24 protein-coding genes are annotated in these 26,257 nt (G+C 64.8%); 17 read left to right on the forward strand and 7 right to left on the reverse strand.

The window, feature by feature from the left end; genetic code table 11:
- Position 1 precedes the first annotated feature (1 nt).
- Positions 2 to 1,309 carry a PQQ-binding-like beta-propeller repeat protein gene (locus tag P0M12_RS23845; protein WP_054827839.1) on the reverse strand — a complete coding sequence of 436 codons (1,308 nt, stop codon included), beginning with the start codon at positions 1,307 to 1,309 and terminating at the stop codon, positions 2 to 4.
- Between the two features lie 137 nt (positions 1,310 to 1,446).
- On the opposite strand from P0M12_RS23845, the gene P0M12_RS23850 reads away from it, so the two are divergent.
- Positions 1,447 to 2,211 (forward strand): acyltransferase, encoded by a 765-nt coding sequence (locus P0M12_RS23850; RefSeq protein ID WP_003944741.1) that lies wholly within the window; start codon positions 1,447 to 1,449, stop codon positions 2,209 to 2,211.
- 97 nt (positions 2,212 to 2,308) lie between these two features.
- Complete coding sequence (locus P0M12_RS23855; protein ID WP_042451128.1) at positions 2,309 to 2,944, forward strand: maleylpyruvate isomerase family mycothiol-dependent enzyme; 636 nt, start codon at positions 2,309 to 2,311, stop codon at positions 2,942 to 2,944.
- A gap of 10 nt (positions 2,945 to 2,954) precedes the next feature.
- Here P0M12_RS23855 and P0M12_RS23860 read toward each other — a convergent pair whose 3' ends face one another.
- Genes P0M12_RS23860 through P0M12_RS23870 form a run of 3 tightly spaced genes read right to left on the reverse strand, consistent with a single transcriptional unit; the run spans position 2,955 to position 6,531 of the window.
- On the reverse strand, positions 2,955 to 4,199 hold the full coding sequence (locus P0M12_RS23860) for a glycosyltransferase family 4 protein (protein ID WP_277376919.1): 1,245 nt from the start codon (positions 4,197 to 4,199) through the stop codon (positions 2,955 to 2,957).
- Positions 4,196 to 5,722 carry a glycoside hydrolase family 57 protein gene (locus P0M12_RS23865; RefSeq protein WP_083057535.1) on the reverse strand — a complete coding sequence of 509 codons (1,527 nt, stop codon included), beginning with the start codon at positions 5,720 to 5,722 and terminating at the stop codon, positions 4,196 to 4,198. Before P0M12_RS23865 ends, P0M12_RS23860 begins: the two co-directional genes overlap by 4 nt.
- A 29-nt stretch (positions 5,723 to 5,751) precedes the next feature.
- Complete coding sequence (locus P0M12_RS23870; RefSeq protein WP_277376920.1) at positions 5,752 to 6,531, reverse strand: class I SAM-dependent methyltransferase; 780 nt, start codon at positions 6,529 to 6,531, stop codon at positions 5,752 to 5,754.
- A 271-nt stretch (positions 6,532 to 6,802) separates the two neighbouring features.
- Here P0M12_RS23870 and P0M12_RS23875 point away from each other — a divergent pair, with 271 nt between their 5' ends.
- The 9 genes from P0M12_RS23875 to P0M12_RS23915 all read left to right on the forward strand — a co-directional run bounded on the left by P0M12_RS23875 (position 6,803) and on the right by P0M12_RS23915 (position 16,590).
- The gene (locus P0M12_RS23875) at positions 6,803 to 7,603 is read left to right on the forward strand and encodes an electron transfer flavoprotein subunit beta/FixA family protein (RefSeq protein WP_003944754.1); all 801 of its coding nucleotides are present in this window, start codon (positions 6,803 to 6,805) and stop codon (positions 7,601 to 7,603) included.
- A 48-nt stretch (positions 7,604 to 7,651) separates the two neighbouring features.
- Positions 7,652 to 8,608 carry an electron transfer flavoprotein subunit alpha/FixB family protein gene (locus tag P0M12_RS23880; RefSeq protein ID WP_003944698.1) on the forward strand — a complete coding sequence of 319 codons (957 nt, stop codon included), beginning with the start codon at positions 7,652 to 7,654 and terminating at the stop codon, positions 8,606 to 8,608.
- Between the two features lie 135 nt (positions 8,609 to 8,743).
- Positions 8,744 to 9,580 carry a GNAT family N-acyltransferase gene (locus P0M12_RS23885; protein ID WP_277376921.1) on the forward strand — a complete coding sequence of 279 codons (837 nt, stop codon included), beginning with the start codon at positions 8,744 to 8,746 and terminating at the stop codon, positions 9,578 to 9,580.
- Positions 9,580 to 10,479 carry a lysophospholipid acyltransferase family protein gene (locus P0M12_RS23890; protein ID WP_007729400.1) on the forward strand — a complete coding sequence of 300 codons (900 nt, stop codon included), beginning with the start codon at positions 9,580 to 9,582 and terminating at the stop codon, positions 10,477 to 10,479. Before P0M12_RS23885 ends, P0M12_RS23890 begins: the two co-directional genes overlap by 1 nt.
- 52 nt (positions 10,480 to 10,531) lie before the next feature.
- Positions 10,532 to 11,761 carry a cysteine desulfurase family protein gene (locus tag P0M12_RS23895; RefSeq protein WP_007729397.1) on the forward strand — a complete coding sequence of 410 codons (1,230 nt, stop codon included), beginning with the start codon at positions 10,532 to 10,534 and terminating at the stop codon, positions 11,759 to 11,761.
- Positions 11,761 to 12,873: a tRNA 2-thiouridine(34) synthase MnmA gene (gene mnmA, locus P0M12_RS23900; protein ID WP_065455554.1), complete on the forward strand. Its 1,113-nt coding sequence runs from the start codon at positions 11,761 to 11,763 to the stop codon at positions 12,871 to 12,873. The genes P0M12_RS23895 and mnmA overlap by 1 nt, the downstream gene beginning before the upstream one ends.
- A complete protein-coding gene (locus P0M12_RS23905; protein WP_054828364.1) occupies positions 12,870 to 13,892 on the forward strand; it encodes a methionine synthase in 1,023 nt (340 codons plus the stop codon). The genes mnmA and P0M12_RS23905 overlap by 4 nt, the downstream gene beginning before the upstream one ends.
- Positions 13,893 to 13,951: 59 nt before the next feature.
- The gene (gene ligA / locus P0M12_RS23910; RefSeq protein ID WP_277376928.1) at positions 13,952 to 16,054 is read left to right on the forward strand and encodes an NAD-dependent DNA ligase LigA; all 2,103 of its coding nucleotides are present in this window, start codon (positions 13,952 to 13,954) and stop codon (positions 16,052 to 16,054) included.
- A gap of 47 nt (positions 16,055 to 16,101) precedes the next feature.
- Positions 16,102 to 16,590, forward strand: a complete 489-nt coding sequence (locus tag P0M12_RS23915) for a GNAT family N-acetyltransferase (protein WP_003944764.1) — start codon at positions 16,102 to 16,104, stop codon at positions 16,588 to 16,590.
- Between the two features lie 13 nt (positions 16,591 to 16,603).
- On the opposite strand, the gene P0M12_RS23920 is transcribed toward P0M12_RS23915, so the two are convergent.
- The gene (locus P0M12_RS23920; RefSeq protein ID WP_003944719.1) at positions 16,604 to 17,254 is read right to left on the reverse strand and encodes an amino acid-binding protein; all 651 of its coding nucleotides are present in this window, start codon (positions 17,252 to 17,254) and stop codon (positions 16,604 to 16,606) included.
- Positions 17,255 to 17,534: 280 nt separating this feature from the next.
- Here P0M12_RS23920 and gatC point away from each other — a divergent pair, with 280 nt between their 5' ends.
- Both gatC and gatA read left to right on the forward strand, forming a co-directional pair.
- Positions 17,535 to 17,834: an Asp-tRNA(Asn)/Glu-tRNA(Gln) amidotransferase subunit GatC gene (gene gatC / locus P0M12_RS23925; RefSeq protein WP_003944747.1), complete on the forward strand. Its 300-nt coding sequence runs from the start codon at positions 17,535 to 17,537 to the stop codon at positions 17,832 to 17,834.
- Positions 17,831 to 19,309: an Asp-tRNA(Asn)/Glu-tRNA(Gln) amidotransferase subunit GatA gene (gatA, locus tag P0M12_RS23930; protein WP_030535403.1), complete on the forward strand. Its 1,479-nt coding sequence runs from the start codon at positions 17,831 to 17,833 to the stop codon at positions 19,307 to 19,309. The genes gatC and gatA overlap by 4 nt, the downstream gene beginning before the upstream one ends.
- 57 nt (positions 19,310 to 19,366) lie before the next feature.
- On the opposite strand, the gene P0M12_RS23935 is transcribed toward gatA, so the two are convergent.
- Together P0M12_RS23935 and P0M12_RS23940 are read right to left on the reverse strand one after the other, a co-directional pair.
- A complete protein-coding gene (locus tag P0M12_RS23935; RefSeq protein WP_042447446.1) occupies positions 19,367 to 20,767 on the reverse strand; it encodes an alpha/beta-hydrolase family protein in 1,401 nt (466 codons plus the stop codon).
- Complete coding sequence (locus tag P0M12_RS23940) at positions 20,764 to 21,438, reverse strand: membrane protein (protein WP_039973090.1); 675 nt, start codon at positions 21,436 to 21,438, stop codon at positions 20,764 to 20,766. Before P0M12_RS23940 ends, P0M12_RS23935 begins: the two co-directional genes overlap by 4 nt.
- A gap of 164 nt (positions 21,439 to 21,602) precedes the next feature.
- On the opposite strand from P0M12_RS23940, the gene P0M12_RS23945 reads away from it, so the two are divergent.
- The 4 genes from P0M12_RS23945 (at position 21,603) to gatB (ending at position 26,233) form a co-directional block, all read left to right on the forward strand.
- Entirely contained in the window at positions 21,603 to 22,877 is a 1,275-nt protein-coding gene (locus tag P0M12_RS23945) for a histidine kinase (RefSeq protein WP_042447443.1), read from the forward strand.
- A gap of 9 nt (positions 22,878 to 22,886) precedes the next feature.
- Positions 22,887 to 23,549, forward strand: coding sequence for a response regulator transcription factor (locus tag P0M12_RS23950; RefSeq protein ID WP_007729374.1), 663 nt, complete (start codon positions 22,887 to 22,889; stop codon positions 23,547 to 23,549).
- A gap of 115 nt (positions 23,550 to 23,664) precedes the next feature.
- Entirely contained in the window at positions 23,665 to 24,696 is a 1,032-nt protein-coding gene (locus P0M12_RS23955; protein ID WP_019747919.1) for an ATP-dependent 6-phosphofructokinase, read from the forward strand.
- A 25-nt stretch (positions 24,697 to 24,721) separates the two neighbouring features.
- Positions 24,722 to 26,233 carry an Asp-tRNA(Asn)/Glu-tRNA(Gln) amidotransferase subunit GatB gene (gatB, locus tag P0M12_RS23960; RefSeq protein WP_007729370.1) on the forward strand — a complete coding sequence of 504 codons (1,512 nt, stop codon included), beginning with the start codon at positions 24,722 to 24,724 and terminating at the stop codon, positions 26,231 to 26,233.
- Positions 26,234 to 26,257: the final 24 nt, after the last annotated feature.

Below are 26,257 nucleotides of genomic sequence, written 5' to 3' on the forward strand. Positions count from 1 at the left end.
CTCACTTGAAGACGAACAGCTCACCGATTGCGCTGGGCGTCAACACTTCGCCCTTGGGGCCGATCGAGGTGCCGACGGTGAAGCCGACTGCTCCCGGCAACGTGTCCTGATCCACCGTCTCACCGGTTTCGGTGTCGAAGGTGATCAGGCTCAGTCCGTTCTCACCCTCGCGGACGACGGTGTATCCGGTGTCGCCGGCGGTCTGCGCCGGAACGCCCAGTTGCAGAAGGTCTTTACGTTCCCAGGCCAGTTCGGCGTGATCTCCCTCGTCGCGCACGGCAAGGAGGTGGCCCTTGTCGCCGCCGGCGGGAATGATCAAACCGTCGTCGGACGTCGAGGCACTACCGGCCGAGTTGAAGCCGATGTCGTAACTCCACCTGGTGTCACCGGTTTCGGCGTTCACTGCCCAGAGAGATCCGTTGTTGTCGGTGGCGTAGACGGTCTTGCCGTCCTTCGACAGGTCCGGGCTCGACGCCGTTCCACCGGGAAGCGCGTCGGTGGACCACTCGCGGGTGATGGACGGATTGTCGCCGCCCGTGTACTTCATGGCGACCAGATCGGCTGCCTGAGAACTGGGTCCGTAGAAGGTGAAGTAGAACTTGCCGGTGCCCAGGTCCACTGCCGGGGTATTGGCCACCGGGCAGCCGGACGTGCCGAGGAAGCACTCGTTCAAACCCTTGTTGTCGGGAATGAGTTCTGCATTCGCGCCCTGGTCGATCGACGGCGGCGGGATCAGGTCGAACGACGGAACCACTTTTGCGCCGGTCTGCGGGTTGAGCACGTTGATCTGACCCAATTGGGTGATGAACAACAGGTTTCCGTCGCCGGTGAACTGTGACGAGAGAGGAGTGCCCACAACGAGCGTGCGCCAACGCAATTGACCAGTCTCGGTGAAGGACATCATCGCGCCGCTCTCGCCGACGTAGACATTGGTGGCCGTGTCGACGATGGGTGTGGACGCGACTACTCCGTCGTTGAGTCGAGCGCACCACTTCTTGCGACCCGTATCCATCTGGAACGAGAAGAGATTGCAGCCGTTCTCGGTGCGGGCGGTGACGAAGCTCTGGCCGTTCGCGGCCACCGAGGCGTACGCGGCAACCGGACCGCCGAGAGGGCGTGACCATGCGAACTCGACATCGCGTGATCCGGTGACCGGGCTCGTGTCGCTGTTGCGGGCGTCGGCATGCATGGCCGGCCAACCCGCCGACGCGTACCGGTCCACCCGTCCGTCGTCGCTGCCGCAACCGGCGATCAGGGCCGCAGCGATCGCCGTCGACACCATCACGGACGACCGTAGGACCCGCCGCATCACAATCTCCCTGCCTTCACTTGATCAAGAGCCCTCGGTAACTGCACAAGCCCGGACCAGAGACTATCCCGACCGGGGCAACGTGACGGGGCACACCCCGAGGGTCGGTGAGTCGGCCCCACGTAGGCTGAACACTCATGACGAGCATGTGGGGCGCACCGTTGCGCACTCGATGGCGGGGATCACGCCGAGGCGACAGCGATCAGGCCAAGTTCTTGACGGTCGATTCCCTCAAATGGGTTCTGGCGAACAAGGCGTACACACCCTGGTATCTGGTGCGGTACTACCGTCTCGCCAAGTTCAAGATGGCCAACCCGCACGTGATCCTGCGCGGCATGGTGTTCCTCGGCAAGAACGTCGAAATCCATTCCACCCCCGACCTGTCCCGCCTCGAGATCGGGCGCTGGGTGCACATCGGTGACGGCAACGCGATCCGCTGCCACGAAGGCTCGCTGCGCATCGGCGACAAGGTCGTCTTCGGCAAGGACAACGTCGTCAACACGTACCTCGACATCGAAATCGGTGCGTCGACGCTCGTAGCCGACTGGTGCTACATCTGCGACTTCGACCACCGCATGGACGACATCAACACACCGATCAAGGACCAGGGCATCGTCAAGGGCCCCGTCCGTATCGGCCCGGACACGTGGGTGGCAGCGAAGGTCACCGTGCTGCGAAATACCCGCGTCGGACGCGGTTGTGTCCTCGGGGCGCACGCCGTCGTCAAGGGAGACATCCCGGACTACAGCATCGCGGTCGGCTCGCCCGCGAAGGCGGTCAAGAACCGCAAGTCCGATTGGGAAGCCGGCGCTGCCGATCGCGCGAAGTACATCGCGGCGCTCGAGGACATCGCACGCAAGAAGGCTGCTGCGGACGCTGCCGACGCGTCGTCGACGTCGTAGCTCACTTTTTGGCAGAACCAGCGATTACTTTCGGCGCCGCCACCGGTCTGTATCGGTATCGGCGCCGAAAGTCTGCGCCGGTGAAAGGAGTGCCGACATGAGCGAACAGACACCCGAATGGGTCGTGGCGCAGCGCCGCGAACTGGTGGGATTTCTCGAAGGCCTGAGCACGGAGCAGTGGAACGCGCCGACCCTGTGCGAGGGGTGGCGGGTCCGCGAAGTGATCGCGCACATCACCATGCCCTACCGATACTCGGCGCCGCGATTCGTCGTGGAAATGGTCAAGTCACGCGGAAACTTCAACAAGATGTCGAACCGGCGAGCGCTCGCCGATGCGTCCGAAGTCGGTGAGCGACAACTGCTTGCCTCGCTTCGCGACAACGTTGCACACCCGTGGAAGCCACCAGGCGGCGGCTTCGAGGGTGCGCTCTCACACGACGTGATCCACGGTCAGGACATTCGCGTGGCACTCGGCGACGATTACGTGGTGCCCGAAGACCGGCTCACTCGTGTGCTCAGCGGACTCTCGCCCAAAACCGTGAAGTATTTCGGAACTGACCTCGACGGCGCTCGGCTGCGCGCCGACGACCGAGACTGGACGTACGGTGCCGGCGCCGAGGTTCACGGGGCGGCGCAGGATCTCCTGCTCGTGCTGTGCGGCCGGATGCTGCCACCAGGCCATCTGCTCGGGGATGCGAGTTCTCGTTTCACCGCGCCCCTCCCGACCCGCTGAGGTCAGCGCGTCAGCGACCAGGGAGCGGCCGCTCGGGAATCTGTGGCCGTGCCAACGGCTGCCGCACCCGACGCTTCGCGCCCGCGTAGACGTGAGCAGTCTCCTCGGCGACCTGATGCCAGTCGAAGTCCGATGTCAGGCGTGCGCGGGCGGCCACTGCCCGTTCCTGCGCCCCGGCGGGATCGTCGAGTACCTCGCGGACAGCCGAGGTGAGCCCGGCGATGTCGCCCGGTTGGAAGGACATCCCCGTCACCCCGTCGACGACGGCTTCGCCCAGTCCGCCTGCGGTGGACGTGATCAGCGGAGTGCCGGCCGCCGCCGCTTCGAGGGCGATGATTCCGAACGGCTCGTAGCGCGACGGCAGGACGATGGCGTCCGCTCCGTGCAGCCAGCTGAGCAGTTCCGTGTGATCGAGGTTGCCGAGAAAGTCCACCGCCCGCGCGACGCGATGCGTGCGTGCCTGGTGGTAGAGCCAGGTGAACTGGGTGCCTTCGCCCGCGATCGCGAGGGTCGTGCCGGGGTGGCTACGACGGATTCGGGGGAGTGCTGCGATGGCGTCCTGCACGCCCTTCTCGTATTCCAGGCGGCCGACGAAGAGGAGTTTCGGTGGTCCGGATCGCGGTCCACGTTCGCGAAAGTTCCACGTGGTCACGTCGATTCCGTTGCGGATGACGGTGATCGGCGGCAGCGTCGGGCCGTAGAGCTCGGTCACTTCTTCCTGCATGGACGCCGAACAAGTTATGAGAGAGTCGGATTCGTTTGCCAGCCACCACTCGACGGAGTGGACCTGGCGGTTGATGCGTCCGGAGATCCAGCCGCTGTGGCGACCCGCCTCGGTGGCGTGAAGTGTGGAAACCAGTGGGACATCATAGAATTCGGCCAGGGCGATCGCCGGATGTGCGACCAGCCAGTCGTGCGCGTGCACGACGTCGGGCTGCCAGCCCTCGCCCACTCCTGGCTTGTGCAGCGCCATCCCGGCACGGACCATCGCGTGACCCATCGCGAGGGTCCACGCGAGCATGTCCTCGCCGAAGACGAAGTGCGCGGGGTCCTCGGCCACTGCGACGACAAGGACGCCCTCGGAAATGTGCGTGATCGTCGGGTGCGTCGACGCATCCGTTCCGGAGGGGCGACGCGAGAGAACCACGACCTCGTGGCCTGCAGCAGCCAACTCGGTGGCGAGATGGTGGACGTGTCGACCGAGCCCGCCGACGACGACCGGTGGGTACTCCCACGAGACGATGAGAATTTTCACGACGGACTCAGTTCTGTGTCAGGTAGACGGCGAGCATCCAGTCCCGGGAACAACCCGTCGGCGCGATTCCAGCCTTCGGCGAGTCGCACGGCGACGGCATCGCGGCCGGAAACGAGCGCTTCGGAGATTTCCCTGGTCGCATGGGCGTGCTTGTGCGCACGTTCGCGGGCGTACCCCGCGGCCGAATCCTTGCTCACCATGAATGCCCAATCGCTCGAAACTGTCATCAGTGTCTCGCGAAGTATCTGATCGTTGACGCGGTTTCGCAGTTCCGGTCGTCCGGGTGCGTTGTCGCGTCCGCGAGACTTGTCCACGGTGCCGAGCGCGGTCTCCACCACTTCGGAGTTCAGTTGCACCAGGTCGGACACCTGATCGCCGGCCCAGACACGCCAGTCCTTACCCGATCCCCAGGACGAATCCTCGAGTTGAACGGGTTCGCCGACGTATCCCGATGCCTTGGCGTCGGCGAGGGTGCCGACGCGAATTCCGGCCTCGGGAAGCGCGCGCAGGAGTTTTTCGAGCCACTGCGGACCTTCGTGCCACCAGTGCCCGAACAGTTCGGTGTCGAAAGCTGCGACCACGAGGGCGTCGCGGCCGATGCGGGTGGATTCACTGCGCAGACGCGCCCGAACGGTTTCGACGAAGTCGGCAACATGCTTGTCGACGGCGGCCGCAGCGAGTTCGGGGTCGTACGGCAACTTGTCGGCGGAGTCGACGGTCCGTCCGGTGACTCGCGACGGCTTGAGACCCGTCTCGTGGTCGTAGGTGTGGAAGTCGCGGTAGGCGGCGTGACCCGGATATCCGGACTTGGGGGACCAGACCCGGTAGCTGACCTGCAGGTCGCGGCCGAATGCGACCACGTCGGATTCTCGAACCGGGCGGCCGAGGGACGTGTCGCCGCGCAAGGCGGGGCCGTCGACCATGAAGTGGGTGACGCCCGCTTCGGCGTACCCGCGCTCCATGCCCGGGGTGTACCCGCACTCGGGTCCCCAGATCCCGGTCGGAGTGTGATTCCACCGGGCATGCGCGTCGGCGAGACCTTCGCGGAGGGAGAACGCCCGCAAGCGAGGATCGAGCAGCGGTTGGAACGGGTGGGCCAGCGGCCCGCCGAGAAGCTCGAAGGCCTCGCGATCGATGAGGTCGCGGAACACCGGTGAGGCGCCGTGCTGCCAGTGAGTCTCGAAATCTGCGAGAGCGGCAGCTGAGGCCCGGTGCTCGCGCGCGCCGAGTTCGCGGTGCGCCGCGTCCGGCATGCCGGCAGCCTCGTGGGCGCGGATCTGCCAGTTGCCGAGCCAGTGATGCATCCCGGCGAGGCAGTGGGGATCGTCCAACTGGGCCGCGAGTACGGGCGTGATTCCCAGCGTCAGCAGGTGCGATCGGCCCTCGTCGGCCAGGCGTCGTAGCGCGGCGGCGAGCGGAATGTACGACGCAGCCCAGGACTGGTAGATCCATTCCTCGCCGACTGGCCATCTGCCGTGGTTGGCGAGCCACGGCAGATGGGAGTGCAGAACCAGGGCGAACATCCCCGGTTCGGTGACGGGTGTTGCGTTACTCACTCGCCGGTTTCCTTCACGGCAATAGCGACGAGGTCGAGGCTGTCGTCGATGTCGGGTTCGCTGATGCTGAAGTCGTCGACGGTGATGCCCTCGACGTCGCGGGTGAGATCTTCCGGCCAGGGCTCGCCGGCCAACGCGCGGTCGATCTGCGCATTGATGAACGATCCGCCGTGCTTGGCGTCGAGTTCCTTCAGGCGCGAACCGTGATGGACGCCGGTCATCAACTGAACGCGGAATCCGGCGTCTTCGAGCAATTCGGTCATTTCGGAGGCGTTGAGCTCACGAGTGTGGAAAGGGTTGAGCGGCGTGTCGCGGCCGGGGGAGAAGGTGATCCGGTTGGGGGTGCTGATCAGAAGTTCACCGCCGGGAGCGAGAACTCGGAAGCATTCGCGTAGGAACTGACCCTGATCCCACAGGTGCTCGATCACCTGGAAATTGACGACGACGTCAACCGAGTTGTCCGCCAGTGGAAGCTCGGCGAGGTTGCCGTGGAGCATCTCGACGCGGGGGTAGCGGGCACGGACGTGCTCGACCGCGGAGATGTCGTAGTCGAGGCCGGTAACCTTTATTGCGACGTCCGCAATCATGTTGGCGCCGTAGCCTTCTCCGGAACCGGCCTCGAGGACTCGGCGGTCCGTGCAGCGCTCCAGAAGTGCGCGGTACACCACTTCGTGGCGTCGGAACCAGTAGTTCTCCTCGGGGATTCCTGGCACGGTTCGTTCGCCCGTCAAGGGCAGGGGTGCGTCCTCGTGGTTGCTGACACTCGTTTCACTCACCCGTGCGAGATTAGTGCCATCCGAGTAGAACGTGTTCGCCGTGGTCCAGATCACTGCTGTCAATTCCTGTTCGTGCCGTTATGGTGGACGAGGTTCCACGTTAAGTTACCCACCGGTAACTTAACGTGGGGTAATCTAACGCACAGCCGACGTGAACCGAGAAATTCGCCCGTGGGGAGACCTGTCGGACTCTCTTTTCGGACGCTCGGACTGCGCGAGCACCACAGACGATTTATCAGGTGAATTACACACAGGAGGTCGACGAAGACCCATGACGAATATCGTTGTTTTGATCAAGCAGGTCCCCGACACATGGTCCGAGCGCAAGCTGACCGACGGCGACTACACGCTTGACCGTGAAGCCGCCGACGCAGTCCTCGACGAGATCAACGAGCGCTCCGTCGAAGAAGCACTCCTCATCAAGGAAGCTCAGGGCGGTGAGGTTACGGTGCTGTCCGCAGGTCCCGACCGCGCCACCGACGCTATCCGCAAGGCTCTCTCGATGGGCGCCGACAAGGCCGTCCACATCAACGACCCGGCACTGCACGGCTCCGACGCGATCCAGACCGCATGGACGCTCGCTGCTGCTCTCGGACAGATCACCTTCGAGAACGACGAGCCTGCCGACCTGATCATCGCCGGCAACGAGGCCACCGACGGCCGCGTCGGCGCTGTTCCGGCCATCATCGCCGAGTACCTGGGCATCCCGCAGCTCACGCAGCTGCGCAAGGTCGTCGTCGCCGACGGCAAGATCACCGGTGAGCGCGAGACCGACGAGGGCGTCTTCGGCCTCGAGGCTTCGCTGCCCGCGATCGTCTCGGTCACCGAGAAGATCAACGAGCCGCGCTTCCCGTCCTTCAAGGGCATCATGGCCGCGAAGAAGAAGGAAGTTCTCGTCTACACGCTGGCCGACCTCGGAGTCGACCCGGAGACCGTCGGAGTTGCCAACGCCGGCACCACCGTGACGTCCTCCACCCCCAAGCCCCCCCGTACCGCTGGTGAGCGCATCGTCGACGAGGGAGACGGTGGCACCAAGATTGCCGCGTACCTCGTCAGCAACAAGGTCATCTGATCGCGCCCTTCTAGACATCCAGCAGAAGAACTCAGGGAGAGTTAAGTCATGGCAGAAGTACTTGTGCTCGTAGAGCACGCAGAGGGTGCGCTGAAGAAGGTCAGCACCGAACTCATCACCGCTGCACGCGCACTCGGTGAGCCGTCGGCAGTTGTCGCCGGCCCCGCGGGCACCGCAGCAAAGCTCGCCGACGCTCTGGCAGCAGCCGGCGCCGAGAAGATCTACGTCGCCGAGTCCGACGACATCGACGGCTACCTCGTCACCCCCAAGGTCGACGTCCTCGCCGCTCTGGTCGAGTCCACCAGCCCGGCAGCAGTCATCACCGCAGCCGGCACCGAGGGCAAAGAGGTTGCCGGTCGTCTGGCCGCACGTCTGGGCTCCGGATTGCTGACCGACGTCATCGAGATCAAGGCTGACGGCACCGGCGTCCACTCCATCTTCGGTGGCGCGTTCACCGTCGAGGCCAAGGCCAACGGCGACGTTCCGGTCTACTCGGTTCGTCCGGGCGCAGTCGAGGCTGCTCCGCAGGCCGGCGCAGGCGAGCAGATCACCGTCGAGGTTCCGGCTCAGGACGAGAGTGCCGTCAAGGTCACCTCGCGTGAGCCCATTGTCGGCGGCGACCGCCCGGAGCTCACCGAGGCGTCGGTTGTCGTCTCCGGTGGACGTGGTGTCGGCAGCGCGGACAAGTTCTCCGTCGTCGAAGAGCTGGCCGATTCCCTCGGTGCTGCAGTCGGTGCTTCGCGTGCCGCTGTGGACTCGGGTTACTACCCCGGACAGTTCCAGGTCGGTCAGACCGGTAAGACGGTCTCCCCGCAGCTGTACATCGCGCTCGGCATTTCCGGTGCCATCCAGCACCGTGCCGGCATGCAGACGTCCAAGACCATCGTCGCGGTCAACAAGGACGAAGAGGCACCCATCTTCGAGATCGCCGACTTCGGCATCGTGGGCGACCTGTTCAACGTCGCACCGCAGCTCACCGAAGCTGTGAAGTCCCACAAGGGCTGAAAAGCACAAACTGCTGTGCGCCTTTATCAACCCCCCGCGGTTGATAAAGGCGCACAGTGCTTTATTCACCCGGCCTGCATCGGCATGTCACTTCGTCGATACCGAGACGCCGTTCGCGCTCGATAAACCTTGCGCATGACAATTACGTCAGTCCTTCGCTCCGCGAGTGACAATCTCGGCCGTGAGGTCGCCCAGCCGAGATATTCCCTGATCGTCTCCTCCGACCGCGAGCATCGTGTCGCTGCGCAGCGCCTTCGATACCGAGTGTTCGCCTCCGAGCCAGGCTTCTCCCTCCCCGCTTCGGCCGGGGTGTTCGAACTCGACGCCGACGCCTTCGACGAATTCTGTGATCATCTTCTCGTTCGCGACAACATCACCGAGGAGTACGTCGGCTGCTACCGAATGCTGCCGCCGGATTCCGCTGCGGCGGCCGGTGGGTATTACACCGCAACGGAATTCGACATCTCCGCGCTCGATCCGGTGGCGCACAGGATCGTCGAAATGGGTCGCGCGTGCGTCGATCCCGCTCACCGCACCGGATCCGTCCTGAGCCTGATGTGGTCGGGCATCCTGCACTATCTCGAATTGACCGGATACGAGTGGGTGATGGGCTGCGTCTCCGTGCCCGTCTTGCCGAGCCCCGATTCAATTGCCGGCGCCGATGTCCGCGGCGTCCGTGACTTCGTGATGAACAAGCACGCCAGTCCGGGGTCGCGGCGGGTGATCCCACGAAACCCGGTGGTCCTCGGGGGTCTGACGCTCGACGAGATCGCCGCACCGGAACGCGTGACGATGCCACCGTTGCTCCGTGGTTACTTGCGGATGGGCGCGATGATCTGCGGGGAACCTGCTCACGATCCCGAGTTCGGTGTGGCCGATTTTGTTGCGCTGCAAGGCCTTCACTCCGCCAACAAGCGGTACCTCGAACGGCTGCGATCGGCGGCCGCCGCACACGAGTCGGGGATCGGCTGATGACCGCGGCGGTGCCGTACTGGGTGCCGACGAGCCCCTGCGGCGACGGGTGCCTACCCGCGGACGCACCCGGTGTGTCGAGTATCACCGTGATGGCCCGCGGGGTCATGGTCGGTGCCGCACTGTTGACTGCGCCTGTGCTTTCGGCCGGCTGGCTCCTCCCGCGCACCTGGCGTACTGAGATGCAACGCGGATACTCGCGCGCGTTGCTTCGTTGTCTGGGGATGAAGCTGACGGTCGACGACCAGCGGTTGGGGCGCGCGGAACCTGACGGGGTCATGGTTGTCGCCGGTCACGTGTCCTGGACCGACGTCCTCGTCGCGAGCGCCGTTGCTCCGGCCAACTTCGTCGCCCGCGCCGACCTGCTCGACTGGGCAGTGCTCGGCGGTCTCGCGCGCCGGATGCGCGTCGTCCCCATCGACCGCGCTCGCCTGCGTGAACTCCCCGGAACCGTCGACGTCGTTCGCGAACGCCTGCAGCGAGGTGTCCGGGTGATGGTGTTCCCCGAGGGAACGACCTGGTGCGGGCGGGCGTACGGCGGTTTTCGTCCGGCGATGTTCCAAGCAGCCGTCGACGCCGAATGCCCGGTTCAGCCGATGGCGATCCGCTACGAGAACGCCGACGGTTCCCTGTGCACCGGACCCTGCTTTGTCGGCACCGAAACGATCGGTCAGTCCATCCGTCGGATCCTGCGTCAGAAGAACGTCGAGGTGAAGGTCAGGCTGGCTCCGCTCGAGGAGGCAGGGGAGTGTCGAGCCGATCTCGCGCAGCGATGCGAGAGAGCCGTACGCGGCGTCGACATCATCGATCTGGCAGCTCACGACATCTTCGACCCCGCACCGGAACTCGTGACACAAGCCGTGGGACAAATCGATCCTTCCCCGGCGATGAGCGCTTAGCCTGCTGAGCGAGGCTGGTCGAACTCTCGTGCTGGGCTATCCTTGTCAAGCCATGACTCTGCCTGCACACAGTGCCCACGCCGGATTTCCGGTGTACCTCGATCATGCCGCCACGACTCCGATGTCGGCAGCCGCTATCGAGGCGATGACCGATACCTTCAAAACCGTGGGCAACGCGTCCTCGCTGCACGGCTCCGGCCGTGCGGCCCGGCGCCGCGTCGAGGAATCGCGCGAATCGATCGCCGCCAGCCTGGGTGCGCGGCCGTCGGAGGTCATCTTCACCTCCGGAGGCACCGAGAGCGACAATCTCGCGGTCAAGGGCATCTACTGGGCTCGCCGTGACGCAGACCCGCGACGCAATCGCATCCTGGCCAGCTCCGTCGAGCATCATGCTGTGCTCGACGCCGTCGAGTGGCTCGAGCAGCACGAGGGCGCGCGCGTGACGTGGTTGCCGGTCGACGAGAACGGTGTCGTCGATCCGCAGACCTTGCGTGACGAGCTTTCCGTCCACGCCGACGAGGTCGCACTCGTGACGGTGATGTGGGCCAACAACGAGGTCGGCTCGATCATGCCGATCGTGGAGTTGGCGGAGATTTCGGCTGAGTTCGAGATTCCGATGCACAGCGACGCGGTTCAGGCAGTTGCACAATTGCCGGTCGATTTCGCGGCGAGCAAATTGTCCGCGCTGAGCATCGCGGCGCACAAGTTCGGTGGTCCGCACGGCGTCGGCGCACTGCTGCTCGGACGCCAGGTTCCGTGTGTGCCGCTCCTTCACGGCGGCGGACACGAACGTGATCTGCGTTCGGGCACTCCGGATACTGCGGGCGTTGTCGGGATGGCTGCGGCGCTGCGCGCAAACGTCGAGAACTTCGATTCCAGCACAAGGGAATTGGCGCAGTTGCGTGACCGTTTGATCGACGGAGTCCTGGAGATTCTTCCCGAGTCGGTGCTCAACGGCCCGACCGGATCCGATCGGCTTCCCGGTAACGCGCACTTCACCTTCCCCGGCTGCGAGGGCGATTCGTTGCTGATGCTGCTCGACGCCGCCGGTATCGAATGTTCCACCGGTTCGGCCTGCACCGCCGGTGTGGCCAGAGCCAGCCATGTCTTGATCGCGATGGGCGTCGAATCGCCCGTCGCGCGTGGCTCACTGAGATTTTCGCTCGGACATACGTCGAGTGTCACCGATGTGGACGCGCTCATCGCTGCGCTTCCACAAGTAGTAGAGCGCGCTCGGGCCGCCGGTCTTGCCGGTGCCGGTTCGCGTGGAGGGGATCGCTGATGCGAGTACTCGCAGCCATGAGCGGAGGTGTCGACTCCGCTGTCGCCGCCGCCCGCGCTGTCGCCGCCGGACACGACGTCGTCGGCGTTCATCTTGCTTTGTCCACGGCGCCGGGCGCATTGCGGACGGGTTCGCGTGGATGCTGCTCGAAGGAAGATGCCGGCGACGCCAGGCGCGCCGCCGACGTTCTCGGAATACCCTTCTACGTCTGGGATTTCGCCGATCGCTTCAAGGAAGACGTGATCGACGACTTCGTGGCGTCGTACGCAGCGGGTGAGACCCCCAATCCGTGCCTGCGCTGCAACGAGAAGATCAAGTTCACCGCACTCGCCGACCGTGCAGTCGCTCTCGGCTTCGACGCCGTGGCGACCGGTCACTACGCGCGCCTCGAAGACGGCGTCCTGCGCCGGGCGGTCGACGCTGACAAGGACCAGTCGTATGTCCTCGGTGTGCTGACGGCTGAGCAGCTTTCGCGAGCGATGTTCCCGATCGGTGACACACCGAAAGAACAGATCCGCGAGGAAGCCGCCGAGCGCGGTCTGGCTGTGGCGAACAAGCCTGACAGTCACGACATCTGCTTCATCCCGACCGGCGACACACGAGCATTCCTGGGTGCGCGCATCGGCGTTCGTCCGGGAAGCGTCGTCGACGCCGATTCGGGTGAAGTCCTCGCTGCACACGACGGCGTACACGGCTTCACGATCGGACAGCGCAAGGGTCTCGGCGTCGAAGGTCCGGCGGGTGACGGCCGTCCGCGGTACGTGACCGCGATCGAGCCCGAAACCGGAACGGTCCGAGTGGGTTCGGCCAAGAATCTCGAGGTCTGGGCCATCTCGGCGCAGCGTGCGATCTGGACCTCGGGCCAGGCGCCGGAGGGCCCCGTCGAATGCATGGTGCAGGTTCGTGCGCACGGTGGACTGGCGCAGGCCGTTGCGGAGGCCGTCGACGACGGTACTTCAAGCGGCGGTATCTCGATCTCGTTGCGCGAACCACTGACCGGCGTCGCAAAGGGACAGGCCGTCGTGTTGTATCGCCCCGACCGCGAACTGGGTGACCAGGTCCTCGGCAGTGGCACCATCTCGGGTACCGAATCCGAGCCGAACACACTGTGACGCAGCAGGTTTCCATCGGTGGTCTCGTCACCGGAATCGGATCCTGGCCGGGCACGGATGCCCGCGAAAGTGCCGCAACCATCCTCGGCGAGCTGGGTGGTTTCCCGCATCTGGTGGAGTTGCCGAGCCGTGGACTCGGCGCTGACATGGTCGGCCGGGCGGGGGCAATTCTGGTCGATATCAACCTCGACGCCTCGACCCGTGCCTATCGAGTCGTGCCTCGGAGGGGCAATGTCGCGAAGCGAGCCGAGGACTTTCTGAATCAGGATCTCGACGCGCTCGAGGAAGCCTGGGAGTCAGCGCGCTTGGTCGGCGAAGACCACGTCGTCAAGCTCCAAGTCGCCGGCCCGCTGACACTCGGCGCCGAGATCGAAGTCGCAAACGGTTCGCGAGTTCTCGTCGACCGCGGTGCGCTCCGCGACGTCGCAGAATCACTCGGTGAGGGTCTCGCGCGTCATGCGGCCGAGGTCACTCGCCGCACCGGCGCCGCAGTGGTGATTCAGTTGGACGAGCCGCAGATCGCGGCAGTTCTGGCCGGTTCGCTGCCTGGGCGCACCAAGATGGAGAGCGTTCCGGCACTGCCGGAACCCGAGGCACTCGCCGTACTCGACTCGACGATCAGCGGTTGCGGACTGCCCACAATCGTCCACAGTTGCGGCACAGACATGCCGTGGGATCTACTGAGGCGAAGCCAGGCGTTCGGCGTGAGCTTCGACATGTCGCTCATCGGCTCACGCGATCTCGACGGTATCGGCCAGTTGTTCGACGCCGGCAAGGAATTGGCGCTCGGTCTGGTTCCGTCCGTGGAGCCGGAAAAGCCGGTGACGTGGAAAGAGTGTGCGATGCCCGCCGTCACACTGGTAGATCGTCTCGGCTTCTCTCGTGAACTCCTGCAGACCCAGGTCGCGGTCACTCCGCGTTGCGGTCTTTCGGGTGCGAACCTCGACTGGGCTCGTGCCGCCCTTCGGCTGTGTACAGACGTCGGCAAGGCATTGGTGGACGATCCGTCGGCGTTCTAGTGTGTGCGTTCCGATGTGAGTCGTGTGGTGTGTCGGTGTGAACCGATAATCTTCTAGCTGTGACTGAAACCGCGGATGCAATGCAGCCAGCGCCCAACGAGGCGCGCGAGCAGTGGACGGAGCTGGCCGAAGAGGTACGCCAGCATCAGTTCCGCTACTACGTTCGTGATGCGCCCGTCATTTCGGACGGTGCATTCGACACATTGCTCGGGCAGCTCAATGCTCTCGAAGAGCAGTACCCGGATCTGCGAACTCCCGACTCTCCGACGCAACTCGTCGGTGGCGGATTCGCGACGGACTTCACGTCCGTCGACCACCTCGAGCGGATGCTCAGCCTCGACAACGTCTTCGACGAGTCGGAGCTCCGAGCATGGATCGCCAAGGTAGAGCAGGAAACCGGGCCGGAACTGCACTATCTCTGTGAAGTGAAAATCGATGGTGTCGCCCTCAATCTCGTCTACGAGAACGGCAAACTCGTTCGTGCCGCAACCCGCGGTGACGGTCGTACGGGCGAGCTGGTCACGCTCAACGCCTTGACGATCAACGACATCCCGGAGCGCCTTACCGCCACGGACGAGTACCCGATTCCGAGCCTGCTCGAGGTGCGTGGCGAGGTGTTCTTCCGCCTCGAGGACTTCGCAGCACTCAATGCCTCCCTGGTGGAGGAGGGGAAGGCGCCGTTCGCCAATCCGCGCAACTCCGCGGCGGGCTCCCTGCGTCAGAAGAATCCTGCCGTCACCGCGCGTCGCCGCCTCGGAATGATCTGCCACGGGTTCGGGCGCATGGAAGGTTTCGAGCCGGCCTCGCAGTACGACGCCTACGTGGCCCTCGCCGCCTGGGGTCTGCCGGTGTCCACGCACACCTCACGGGTGGTCGGCGCCGACGCCGTGGTCGAGAAGATGAAGTACTGGGGAGAACACCGCCACGACGTCGAGCACGAGATCGACGGATTGGTGGTCAAGGTAGACGAGATGTCGTTACATCGACGTCTGGGCACCACGTCGCGCGCACCACGGTGGGCTATCGCGTACAAGTACCCGCCGGAAGAGGTCACGACCAAGCTCCTCGACATCCGGGTCAGTGTCGGACGTACGGGTCGTGTGACGCCGTTCGCGTACATGGAACCCGTCACGGTGGCGGGTTCCACTGTGTCCTTGGCCACGCTGCACAACGGATCCGAGGTCAAGCGCAAGGGTGTGCTGATCGGCGACACCGTGGTGTTGCGTAAGGCCGGAGACGTTATCCCCGAGGTCCTCGGGCCCGTGGCAGGCGTTCGTGACGGTACCGAGCGCGAGTTCGTCATGCCGACGCATTGTCCCGAGTGCGGCACGTTGTTGGCACCCGCGAAAGAGGGCGACGTCGACGTGCGATGCCCCAATCAGCAGTACTGTCCGGCGCAGTTGCGCGAGCGCGTGTTCCACGTCTCGGGGCGCGGTGCATTCGACATCGAGGTGCTCGGGTACGAGGCCGCGACCGGGCTGTTGGAGGCGAAGGTCATCGGTGACGAGGGTGATCTCTTCTCACTCGACGCCGAGAAACTGATCGAAGTTCCGATCTTCCGCACCAATGCGGGATCCCTGTCCGCCAACGGAAAACGCTTGCTGGCCAACCTGGATTCGGCAAAGGACAAGCCGCTGTGGAGAGTGCTTGTGGCACTGTCGATTCGGCACGTCGGCCCCACTGCCGCGAGGGCGTTGGCCGGCGAATTCGGCTCGCTGCAACGCATTCGGGAAGCCTCGGTCGACGAGTTGGCTGCAGTCGACGGCGTCGGATCGACTATCGCCGCCGCCGTCGTGGAGTGGTTCTCCGTCGACTGGCACCAGCAGATCGTCGACAAGTGGGCGTCGGCCGGAGTACGCATGGAGGACGAACGCGACGATTCGATTCCGCGCAATCTCGAGGGTCTCTCGATCGTCGTCACCGGTTCGCTCGAGACCTACTCGCGTGATCAGGCGAAGGAAGCGATTCTGGTGCGCGGCGGCAAGGCGGCAGGGTCGGTCTCGAAGAAGACTGCGTTTGTCGTCGTCGGTGAAGCGCCCGGTTCCAAGCACGACAAGGCGGTCGAATTGGGTGTGCCGGTGCTCGACGAAGACGGCTTCCGGCGGTTGCTCGAAGATGGCCCGGATGCGGTCGCTCCCACCGATTTGGACGAATCAGAGTGACTTTGTCCGATTTCTGAGATTGGTGTGCTGGGTGCGATAGTGACGCCATGATCGAGATTCGTGAAGTTCTACCGGCTGAGTTCGAGACCGTCGGGGAGCTGACTGTGCAGTCGTACGTGGGTGGCGGATTTGTCGCCGGCGGATCGCCGTACGCGGAGCGCCTGCGCGACACCGCAACTCGGGTGGAGCAGGGGCGGGTGCTGGTTGCGGTTCTCGGTGACGAAGTCGTGGGCTCGTTGACGATCGCAGAACCCGGCACGCCCTTCGCGGATGTTGCGCAGAAGGGCGAACTCGAGTTCCGCATGCTCGCAGTCTCGCCGCAAGCTCGGGGATCGGGCGCCGGAACCGCATTGGTTCGCGCAGTGATCGCCGAAGCCTACGACCGCGGCGATCACTCGGTGGTCATCTCGACGCAGCCCGAGATGGTCGATGCCCGTCGTATCTACGACCGCAACGGTTTCGTCCCCGATCCCGAGCGGGCGTGGGAGCCGATTCGCGGTATGGAACTGACCGTCATGGTTCGCGGCCTGGCCTGATCAGCCAGCCTGGTCAACCCAGTACCGTCGCCACGATTCCTGCGAGGTAGCCGAGGCGGGCTATCTCCGAAGGGCGGAATTCGGGCCCACCGGGACGACCGAGCATGAGGACTCGATTGCCGGAGCCGAGAGGTGCGGCAGCGAGGCTGGTGTTCATGTCGCGCCATACGTCCGGAACCCAGTCGGCCTCGCCGTCGAGGGCGGTGGGCTTGTCCAGTGGCATCCACGGAATGTCGGTGGCGTGGGTTTCCGGCGCGCCGGCGCTACCGACGACGCGGTACGCACCGTGCTTGCCGATGTCCGCGACGACGCACCAGCCGACTCGCAGTACACGCGGCGCGCCGTCGACGAGGACCTGTAGTCGATCGTTTCGGGCCGTCGCAACGGAATCTATGAGTTCGAGCTCGCGGTGAGTGTCGAGAATCCCGGCGTAGGGGCGGATCGAATCGACCAGCACGTCCGGTAGATGCTCGGCAGCGGTGATCAAGGTGTCGGGCAGCGCGCCCGGTTCGACGTCGACCACGAGGTCGTCGATGGCAAAACCGTCACCTCGTTCCACGACGTCGAGGGAGAGGATGTCTGCGCCCACGGATCCGAGAGCTACGGCGAGCGCGCCGAGGCTGCCTGGTCGATCGGGCAGTTGGACGCGAAGCAGGTACGACACGTGCGTGCCTTTCGCTGATCGGTTCTCGCCCGGATCACGTCGACCCGGGCCTGACTCATCTTTGCACTTGCCCAACCTGCGATGGTGGGCGCCGCGGCGGCGTCACGCCGGATGCACATGCTTGTCACACGAGCGAAACACACCGCGGGCATCCGGCGTGGCGATCGACACAGTGAGCGTGCTCGTCGTTCGATACAGCAGGCGTGCTTACAGGTCTGTCGCGGCGAGCAACTAGGCTGGACCGGCAATGTTCACGTCCTCTTCCGAAAGGGGCCCCGCGGTGCCTGCCATCTCCCGTGACGAGGTCGCGCACCTCGCGCGGCTGTCCAGACTCGCCCTGTCCGATGCCGAACTCGACGAGTTCGCCGGTCAGTTGGATTCGATTCTCAACCACGTCAAGGTGGTCACCGAGGTTGCGGCCGACGACGTCCCGCCCATGGCGAATCCCAATGCCGTCACCAACGTGACGCGCCCCGACGTGATCGTGCCCGGGTTGACCCCCGAGCAGGCATTGTCCGGAGCACCCGCAGTCGAACAGGATCGCTTTGCGGTTCCGCAGATCCTTGGAGAGGGCGAATGACCGATCTGACCACGCTGGACGCCGCTGAGCTGGCCGGCAAGATCCACTCGCGTGAGGTGTCCTCGGTAGAGGTCACGCAGGCGCATCTCGACCGCATCGCGGCCGTCGACACCGAGTACCACGCCTTCCTGCACGTTGCAGGCGAACAGGCTCTCGAAGCCGCCGCAGCAGTGGACAACTCGCTCGCGGGCGGAAACGAACCCGCTTCGGCACTCGCCGGCGTTCCGATCGCGCTGAAGGACATCTTCACCACGACGGACATGCCGACCACCTGTGCGTCGAAAATTCTCGAAGGCTGGGTCGCGCCGTACGACGCGACTCTGACCTCCAAGCTGCGCGCTGCCGGCATCCCGATCCTCGGCAAGACGAACCTCGACGAGTTCGCGATGGGCTCTTCGACCGAGAACTCGGCCTTCGGCCCGACGCGTAACCCGTGGGACGTCACCCGCATCCCCGGTGGTTCGGGCGGCGGCAGTGCGGCTGCGCTCGCGTCCCGTCAGGCCCCGCTGGCCATCGGCACTGACACCGGCGGTTCGATCCGTCAGCCCGCTGCGGTCACCGCGACAGTCGGAACCAAGCCGACGTACGGAACCGTCTCGCGCTTCGGACTCGTCGCGTGCGCGTCCTCGCTCGATCAGGGCGGCCCCTGTGGTCGCACCGTGCTCGACACCGCTCTGCTGCACGAGGTCATCGCCGGACACGATCCGCGTGACTCCACGTCCATCGACGCCCCCGTGCGTCCGGTCGTCGCCGCCGCACGCGAAGGTGCAAACGGCGACCTGCGCGGCGTCAAAGTCGGTGTGGTCAAGGAACTTCACTCCGACAGCTACCAGCCCGGCGTCATCGCTTCCTTCGATGCTGCCGTCGAGCAGCTCAAGGCACTCGGTGCCGAGGTTGTCGAGGTCTCGTGCCCGAGCTTCGAGCACGCGCTCGCGTCGTACTACCTGGTGCTGCCCAGTGAGGTCTCGTCCAACCTGGCCCGCTTCGACGCCATGCGCTACGGACTGCGTGTCGACGACGGCAACATGAGTGCCGACCAGGTCATGGCGGCAACCCGCGCCGCCGGTTTCGGTCCGGAGGTCAAGCGCCGCATCATGATCGGTACCTACGCACTGTCCTCGGGATACTACGACGCCTACTACGGTTCGGCGCTCAAGGTCCGTACGCTCATCGCGCGCGATTTCGACAAGGCCTACGAGAAGGTGGACGTACTGGTCTCGCCGACCAGCCCGTTCACGCCGTGGAAGTTGGGGGAGAAGGTCGGCGATCCGTTGGCCATGTACCTCTCCGACCTGTGCACGCTGCCGACCAACCTGGCCGGACACTGCGCGATGTCGGTGCCCTCGGGCCTGTCCGCGGACGACAACCTGCCGGTGGGCTTGCAGATCATGGCGCCCGCCATGGCTGACGAGCGCCTCTACCGTGTCGGTGCCGCCTACGAAGCTGCACGCGGCCCGATTGCAACTGCAGTCTGACCTGTTTGCTGTGCGCCTTTATCAACCCCCCGCGGTTAATAAAGGCGCACAGCAGTTTCAGGAGCAAGTCCTCAGGGCCGTCCCTTGATCGGTTCCGTAGCGATGGCCGTGACCGGCGGGGACACCGAGCGAACCGAGCATGTCGACGGTGGTCTGCAAGAACGTGACACCCGGGATCCACTGCGGGATCGGTGCATCTTGCACGGCACGGCTCAGATCCGGCTTCTGCGTCGCGAGGGCGGGGGACCACCACACCACCGGGTCGGAAGTGTTCGCGAGGACGGTTGCGCCGTCCGTTCGTGTCGCGCCGGCCGGGGGACCTGCCCACAACACGTCGCACGCGGTGGTGGGACTGCCCTCGGACAAAGCCTCGGTCAGTGCGGCGCTGCCGCCGACGGCGCCGAGGCTCTGTCCGTAGAGGAACAGGTCCGGTCGATCCTCGGCGGGCATAGCGGCAATGTGGCTGCCGACGGCGGTGAACAGAGCGGTTGCCGATTCTTCGGCATCGTCGCGGCTGAACAGGAATGTCGCCCAACTGGGTGCGTCGGAGTATTGCTGCCCGACTATTGCGACGTCGCCGCCGAACCGTTGCTCGATACCGGCGACTGCATGCGTGTCGATCCACCCCGATCCGGTCGGAACGGCCACTACGACGCTGTTGCGGGCAAAGCCGCCGACGCGATCGAGTTCGCTCACCGCGAGAGCGGCACGTGATGCAGTGTCGGGTGCCGAATCCAAACCGGCGTAGACACGCACCGAGTCTTCGCCTGCTGCGACGAATTTGCGTCCCTCCGCCCCCATCGACGTCCACGAGATGAGAGATTCGGGGCTGCCTGACACAGAGGCCGAAAGTGGCTGTGTCAGAGCGGTGTCGATGTACGCGTTGGACTTGTCGAACGAATCGGCGAGGCCGTTCCACACGACGGGACCGACTACCAACTGCACCCCGAGAACACCCATGACCAGTGCGCCGACGCTCCGCGCGAAACCCATCCACCGCAGCGCCTTCGAAATTCCGATCCCGATGCCCCAGAGACCAAGTGCGGTCAGTGCTGCAATGCAACCCGCCTCCGCCCAGTGGAGAAGTCCGGCAGACGGTGCGCCCATCGCCGCTCGCAACGAGTTCTGCCAACCGGCGGCGGCGAACATCGCAACTGCGGTGCCGGCAGTCGACAACCCGAACGCGGTGATGCGCCAATGACGTTCGTCGAATCGGGCCTTGACCCGGTCGGGGACGAGCCGACGGGCTACCGCGGAGAACGCCCACATCGCCAGTAGTCCGGCCGCGACGAGCAGACCGCTGAACACCCCTTGTAGTACGGCTGATCGCGGCAGGAGTCCGGGAGCCAGCGAGATGGCGGACATCGCTGCCACGGCGACGCTCGTGGACACGCGGGGGAGTGCGAGCGCCCCGACTCGGGCGAGGACGGGGGTCCGTGACGCATCCAGAACGCTCATGCTGCAATCGCTTTCGGGGAGTAGGAGAACTCGTTCGACGGGTCGAGGCGCCGCGATCGCATCAGGGTGAAGCCGAAGGCGGAGACTGCCAGAACACCGGCCGTGCCGTAACCGAATCCCGATTCCGCGACCGGCGTCAGATAGCTTTGGCGCCAGGAGTTTCCGTTCACAGCCGTGACGGCTACATCGGCCATCGCGAAGCAATACCCTCGTGAGAGAAAGGACGTGCGGTCTTCACACGCGGCATGCATTCGCTGGTCGAGCTGACCGTCGAGGACCTGACGTGCCCACGGCCCCAGTTCCGTTCCGTGCGAATGCGCGTAGCGGAGTAGGTCGTAGCCGAGATCGTGCGCTTTGCAGGCCGAGTCGAATTCGTCGGGAAGTGGGACCGGCGACGAGCAGTCGCCGTGGGGATTGGCGAGGTATCCGTCGACGACGGCGGGGGTGTAACCGGCGAATGCCGCAAAGTCCGCCGGGATGGTGGTCGCAGCGTCAGCGGCATCCGCAGTAGTCACGGTGGCGATCGCCCTGGATGCGTTCGAATTCTCGGTGCGCGGCGACTGGGCTCCGCTCGCTCCGGCGGTGACCGTGATCGCTGCCGTTGCAGCCAGCGCCAGGGCCGCCCAGGTGCCGGCGCTTCGAGAGATGTCTTTCACCCGTGTGATCCGCATGCCGTTCACGCTATGAACGGACAATCCTGGCGGTCATCGCTCTGTGGAGGGGTTCTCCGACGCGCATTCGGGTGAGAATTCCCTCCCCGGTGATACCTCGGAGGTAGGGGGATCTCACTCTGCAGTATGAGGACTTTCGGGGTTCGCCTTCATAGGCTTGACGAGTGATCAAGGTCCGTAGGAAGAACAAGGGTGCACCGGATGTGCCCGCGCCGACATACGCCACCGCCGGGTCGATGCTGTCCGGCCTCGACGGGGCGGTCGTTCATTCGGAGAAAGTGCGTCGGGCAACCAGTTTCGTGGCCCGCGGTCAGTTCTGGAACATCGTCATCGTAGCGATCACCCTGATCCTCTATTCGATTGCCTGGCCGACACTGCAACTGACGCATCATGTTTCGCCGCCGATCATGCCCTTCGTCGCCGCGTTGGCTGCATTTCCGTTCGTCCTGATCCGGATCAACGCTCCGTTGGGGTGGGCGGTGTCGGCGGTCTCGGCGTTGATCATCCCGTTGGTGTTCGACAACACTCCCGGTTACGACTACCCGTGGCAGGTCGTCCACATCATCGTGCTGATGTCGTTGCTGGCCGCAGTGAGTCTGCGGGCGCCCATTCAGGTTGTCGGTGTCGCCTGGATCGCCACGGTGCTGCTCTTTCTCGGCAACGCCCCGGGAAGCGACGGCGCCGGTTGGGCTGTCGGGCTGAGTGCCCTGGTCGTCTTCTGCCTGTTGATCCGCTGGTTGGTCCTCTCGCGCCGCCAGTTGGCCAAGCAGGAGGAAGTCAGCGAACTCGAACGCACTCGACGCACGATCCTCGAGGAGAAGGCGCGGATCGCGCGCGACTTGCACGACATCGTGGCCCACCACATGTCGATGGTGGTCGTGCAAGCTCAGAGTGCGCCGTACAGACTCGATGCAGTCACTCCGGAGATCCGAACCGAATTCGAATCGATAAGTGAGACAGGGCGAGCAGCGCTCAACGAGATTCGTGGTCTCCTCGGAGTACTGCGCAGCGACGGGGACCACATGGTGACAGCTCCGCAACCGGGCGTCGACCAGTTGGACGAACTGTTGCTCGGCAGTACCCGTGCCGGTTTGCCGGTGTCGTGGCGAGTCGACGGTGATCGAGCGTCGGTCTCGGAATCCACGGGCCTTGCGCTCTACCGGATCATTCAGGAGTCGATCACCAACGCGGCCAGGCATTCGCCAGGCGGACCCATCGATGTCGCCGTGGCCTTCGGTCCGCAATCGGTGAGCGCGCTCGTGAACAACGGACCTTCGCCATTGGGTGGCAATCAGCACTCGGCGTCGGAAACCACTGGTGGCAACGGAATCCGCGGAATGCGCGAGCGGGCTTCGGCGGTGGGCGGCATGCTGCTGGCAAACCGGCGACAGGACGGAGGGTTCGAGGTCCGGGCCGAGTTGCCGTCGATGCCCGCCTAGGCTGTCCGAGTGCCCATCACAGTATTCATCGCAGACGACCAGGCGATGGTTCGACAAGGGTTCGGAGCCCTACTCTCCGCCCAGCCCGACATCAGCGTGATCGGCGATGCGCCGGACGGCAAGATCGCCGTCGCCGAGGTCGCGCGATTGCGTCCGGATGTGGTCTTGATGGATGTTCGCATGCCCGAGATGAACGGACTCGACGCTGCCCGCCAGATTCTGTCCGCCGGATGGGAACCACCGGTGCGAGTCCTCATGCTCACCACTTTCGACATCGACGACTACGTCTACGAGGCCCTGAGCGTCGGAGCGAGCGGTTTCATGCTCAAGGACGCACCGGCTGAGGAGCTGATTCGGGCGGTACGCGTCGTTGCCGAAGGGCAGGCTTTGCTGGCGCCGACGGTGACTCGGCGTCTGATTGCCGATGTGACCAGCCGGCGGGCGGCCCCGCGCGCACGGCCCGCAGCGCTGGACGCCCTGACCCCGCGTGAGCGCGAGGTCCTCGAACTGATCGCCCGCGGATTGTCCAACGTCGAGATCGCCGAGCGGCTGTTCGTCGCCGAGCAGACCGTCAAGACCCATGTCGGGAAGGTGCTGTCGAAGCTCGATCTGCGCGATCGCGCCCAGGCAGTCGTGCTGGCGTACGAAAGCGGGCTCGTCACGCCGGGTTAGGGGTCCCGTGCGGCGCGGCGTTGCGGCTCGGCAACGCCGCTATCCTGCGGCAATACCGTGACTGGGGGAAGATGGACACCAAGATCCACAATCCGGTCACGAGAGGTGCTGCACTATGCGAATCGGAATCCTCACGGGCGGCGGCGACTGCCCGGGCTTGAACGCGGTCATCCGCGCCGTCGTACGTACGTCGGCCGGTCGTTACGGCAGTACCGTGGTCGGATTCCGGGACGGCTGGCGAGGATTGCTCGAGGACCGCAAGGTCCCGCTCGACTCCGATGACCGCATCAACCGCATCCTCACCCGCGGTGGCACGATCCTCGGCACCGCTCGCGTGAACCCCGACAAACTCCGTGCGGGCCTCGATCAGATCAAGCAGACTCTCGACGACAACGGGATCGACGTCCTGATCCCGATCGGCGGCGAAGGCACTCTCACCGCGGCCAGTTGGCTTTCCGAGAGCGGCGTACCCGTGATCGGTGTGCCCAAGACGATCGACAACGACATCGATTGCACTGACGTGACTTTCGGTTTCGACACCGCCTTGGCTGTCGCCACCGACGCCATCGACAGGCTCCATACCACGGCCGAATCGCACCAGCGCGTCATGCTCGTCGAGGTCATGGGCCGGCATGCGGGCTGGATCGCGCTGCAGGCCGGACTGGCGTCGGGGGCACACCTGACTCTGGTTCCGGAACAGCCGTTCGACGTCGACGAGGTGTGCGCGATGGTCAAGAAGCGCTTCCAGCGTGGCGACTCCCACTTCATCTGCGTCGTGGCTGAAGGTGCGATGCCCGATCCCGCGTCGATGACCCTGCGCGAAGGTGGCATAGACGAGTTCGGCCACAAGATCTTCACCGGTGTCGCGCAGCAGCTCGGAAACGAGATCGAGCGCCGGATCGGCAAGGAAGTTCGCACCACCGTCCTCGGGCACATTCAGCGCGGTGGCACCCCGACGCCGCACGACCGCATCCTCGCCACTCGCTTCGGCGTTCATGCCACCGACGCAGCTCACCGCGGAGATTTCGGTCAGATGGTCGCGTTGCACGGAACGTCCATCGACCTCGTTCCGCTCGCCGAGGCGACCCGCAAACTCAAGACGGTGCCCAAGGAGCGCTACGAGGAGGCAGCCGCATTCTTCGGCTGAGCCGCAGACGCATAAACTGATCACCATGACTGCTGTCGATGCGCCCGACATCCTCGATTACGACGAAGTACTGACCAAGTACGAGCCTGTGATGGGTATGGAGGTGCACGTAGAACTCGGCACCGCGACCAAGATGTTCTGCCCGTGCCCCACCGAGTTCGGTGCCGAACCCAATACCCAGGTGTGCCCGGTCTGTCTGGGCATGCCCGGTTCGTTGCCGGTGGTGAACGCAGCCGCTGTCGAGTCCGCGATCCGGATCGGCCTTGCGCTCAACTGCTCCATCACGCCGTGGGGCCGATTCGCACGCAAGAACTACTTCTACCCGGATCAGCCGAAGAACTACCAGATCTCCCAGTACGACGAGCCGATCGCAACCGAGGGTTACCTCGACGTGATCCTCGACGACGGCACGACGTGGCGCGTCGAGATCGAGCGCGCCCACATGGAGGAGGACACCGGTAAGTCCCTCCACGTGGGTGGCGCTACCGGTCGTATCCACGGTGCCAGCCATTCGCTGCTCGACTACAACCGTGCGGGCGTTCCCTTGGTGGAGATCGTCACCAAGACCATCCACGGTGCCGGTGAGCGCGCCCCCGAGGTTGCTCGCGCGTACGTCACGGCGCTTCGTGATCTGCTGAAGTCCCTCGACGTCTCCGACGTCCGCATGGATCAGGGATCGATGCGCTGCGACGCCAACATCTCCCTCATGCCGATCGGTTCCACCGAACTGGGGACCCGCACCGAGACCAAGAACGTCAACTCCCTCAAGAGCGTCGAGGTCGCAGTTCGCTACGAAATGCGCCGTCAGGCAGCAGTTCTCGACGCCGGCGGTGAGGTCATCCAGGAGACCCGCCATTTCCAGGAAGGCGACGGCACCACCGCAGCGGGACGCCGGAAGGAAACGGCCGAGGACTACCGCTACTTCCCGGAACCGGATCTCGAGCCCGTCGCTCCGAGCGCCGAGTGGGTCGAAGAACTGCGCGGTACCTTGCCGGAGCTTCCCTGGATTCGCCGTGCGCGGATCCAGAAGGACTGGGGAATCTCCGACGAGGTCATGCGCGACCTCGTCAACGCCGGTGCCATCGATCTGGTGATCGCGACCACCGAGGCCGGTGCTTCGCCCGAGGCAGCGCGCTCCTGGTGGCTGTCCTACCTGTCACAGCAGGCGAACACCCGTGGCGTCGAACTCGGCGCTCTGCCGATCACCCCGGCGCAGGTTGCCCAGGTCGTAGCTCTCATCGACAGCGGCAAGCTCAACAACAAAGTGGCTCGCCAGGTCGTCGATCACGTCCTCGACGGCGAGGGTGACCCGGAGCAGGTTGTCGCGGCCCACCCGGAGTTGGTCGTCGAACGTGACGAAACCAAGCTCAAGGCAGCCGTCGACGAAGCGCTCGCAGCGAACCCCGACATCGCGGACAAGATTCGCAGTGGCAAGGTGCAGGCCGCCGGAAAGATCGTCGGCGACGTCATGAAGGCCACTCGTGGACAGGCAGACGCGGCTCGTGTGAAGGAACTTGTCATCGAGGCGTGCAGCTAGCGCACACTGAATTTCTGACACTGA

Origin of the sequence: Rhodococcus sp. RCBS9 (assembly GCF_029457415.1) — a bacterium.
Taxonomy (GTDB): domain Bacteria; phylum Actinomycetota; class Actinomycetes; order Mycobacteriales; family Mycobacteriaceae; genus Rhodococcus_F; species Rhodococcus_F qingshengii.

Bases quoted from the DNA above. Each gene is read 5' to 3' on its own strand.
- P0M12_RS23845 (WP_054827839.1), bottom strand. From the start codon at position 1,309: ATGCGGCGGGTCCTACGGTCGTCCGTGATGGTGTCGACGGCGATCGCT.
- P0M12_RS23850 (WP_003944741.1), top strand. From the start codon at position 1,447: ATGACGAGCATGTGGGGCGCACCGTTGCGCACTCGATGGCGGGGATCA.
- P0M12_RS23855 (WP_042451128.1), top strand. From the start codon at position 2,309: ATGAGCGAACAGACACCCGAATGGGTCGTGGCGCAGCGCCGCGAACTG.
- P0M12_RS23865 (WP_083057535.1), bottom strand. From the start codon at position 5,722: ATGTTCGCCCTGGTTCTGCACTCCCATCTGCCGTGGCTCGCCAACCAC.
- P0M12_RS23875 (WP_003944754.1), top strand. From the start codon at position 6,803: ATGACGAATATCGTTGTTTTGATCAAGCAGGTCCCCGACACATGGTCC.
- P0M12_RS23880 (WP_003944698.1), top strand. From the start codon at position 7,652: ATGGCAGAAGTACTTGTGCTCGTAGAGCACGCAGAGGGTGCGCTGAAG.
- P0M12_RS23885 (WP_277376921.1), top strand. From the start codon at position 8,744: ATGACAATTACGTCAGTCCTTCGCTCCGCGAGTGACAATCTCGGCCGT.
- P0M12_RS23890 (WP_007729400.1), top strand. From the start codon at position 9,580: ATGACCGCGGCGGTGCCGTACTGGGTGCCGACGAGCCCCTGCGGCGAC.
- P0M12_RS23895 (WP_007729397.1), top strand. From the start codon at position 10,532: ATGACTCTGCCTGCACACAGTGCCCACGCCGGATTTCCGGTGTACCTC.
- mnmA (WP_065455554.1), top strand. From the start codon at position 11,761: ATGCGAGTACTCGCAGCCATGAGCGGAGGTGTCGACTCCGCTGTCGCC.
- P0M12_RS23915 (WP_003944764.1), top strand. From the start codon at position 16,102: ATGATCGAGATTCGTGAAGTTCTACCGGCTGAGTTCGAGACCGTCGGG.
- gatA (WP_030535403.1), top strand. From the start codon at position 17,831: ATGACCGATCTGACCACGCTGGACGCCGCTGAGCTGGCCGGCAAGATC.
- P0M12_RS23935 (WP_042447446.1), bottom strand. From the start codon at position 20,767: ATGAGCGTTCTGGATGCGTCACGGACCCCCGTCCTCGCCCGAGTCGGG.
- P0M12_RS23940 (WP_039973090.1), bottom strand. From the start codon at position 21,438: ATGCGGATCACACGGGTGAAAGACATCTCTCGAAGCGCCGGCACCTGG.
- P0M12_RS23955 (WP_019747919.1), top strand. From the start codon at position 23,665: ATGCGAATCGGAATCCTCACGGGCGGCGGCGACTGCCCGGGCTTGAAC.
- gatB (WP_007729370.1), top strand. From the start codon at position 24,722: ATGACTGCTGTCGATGCGCCCGACATCCTCGATTACGACGAAGTACTG.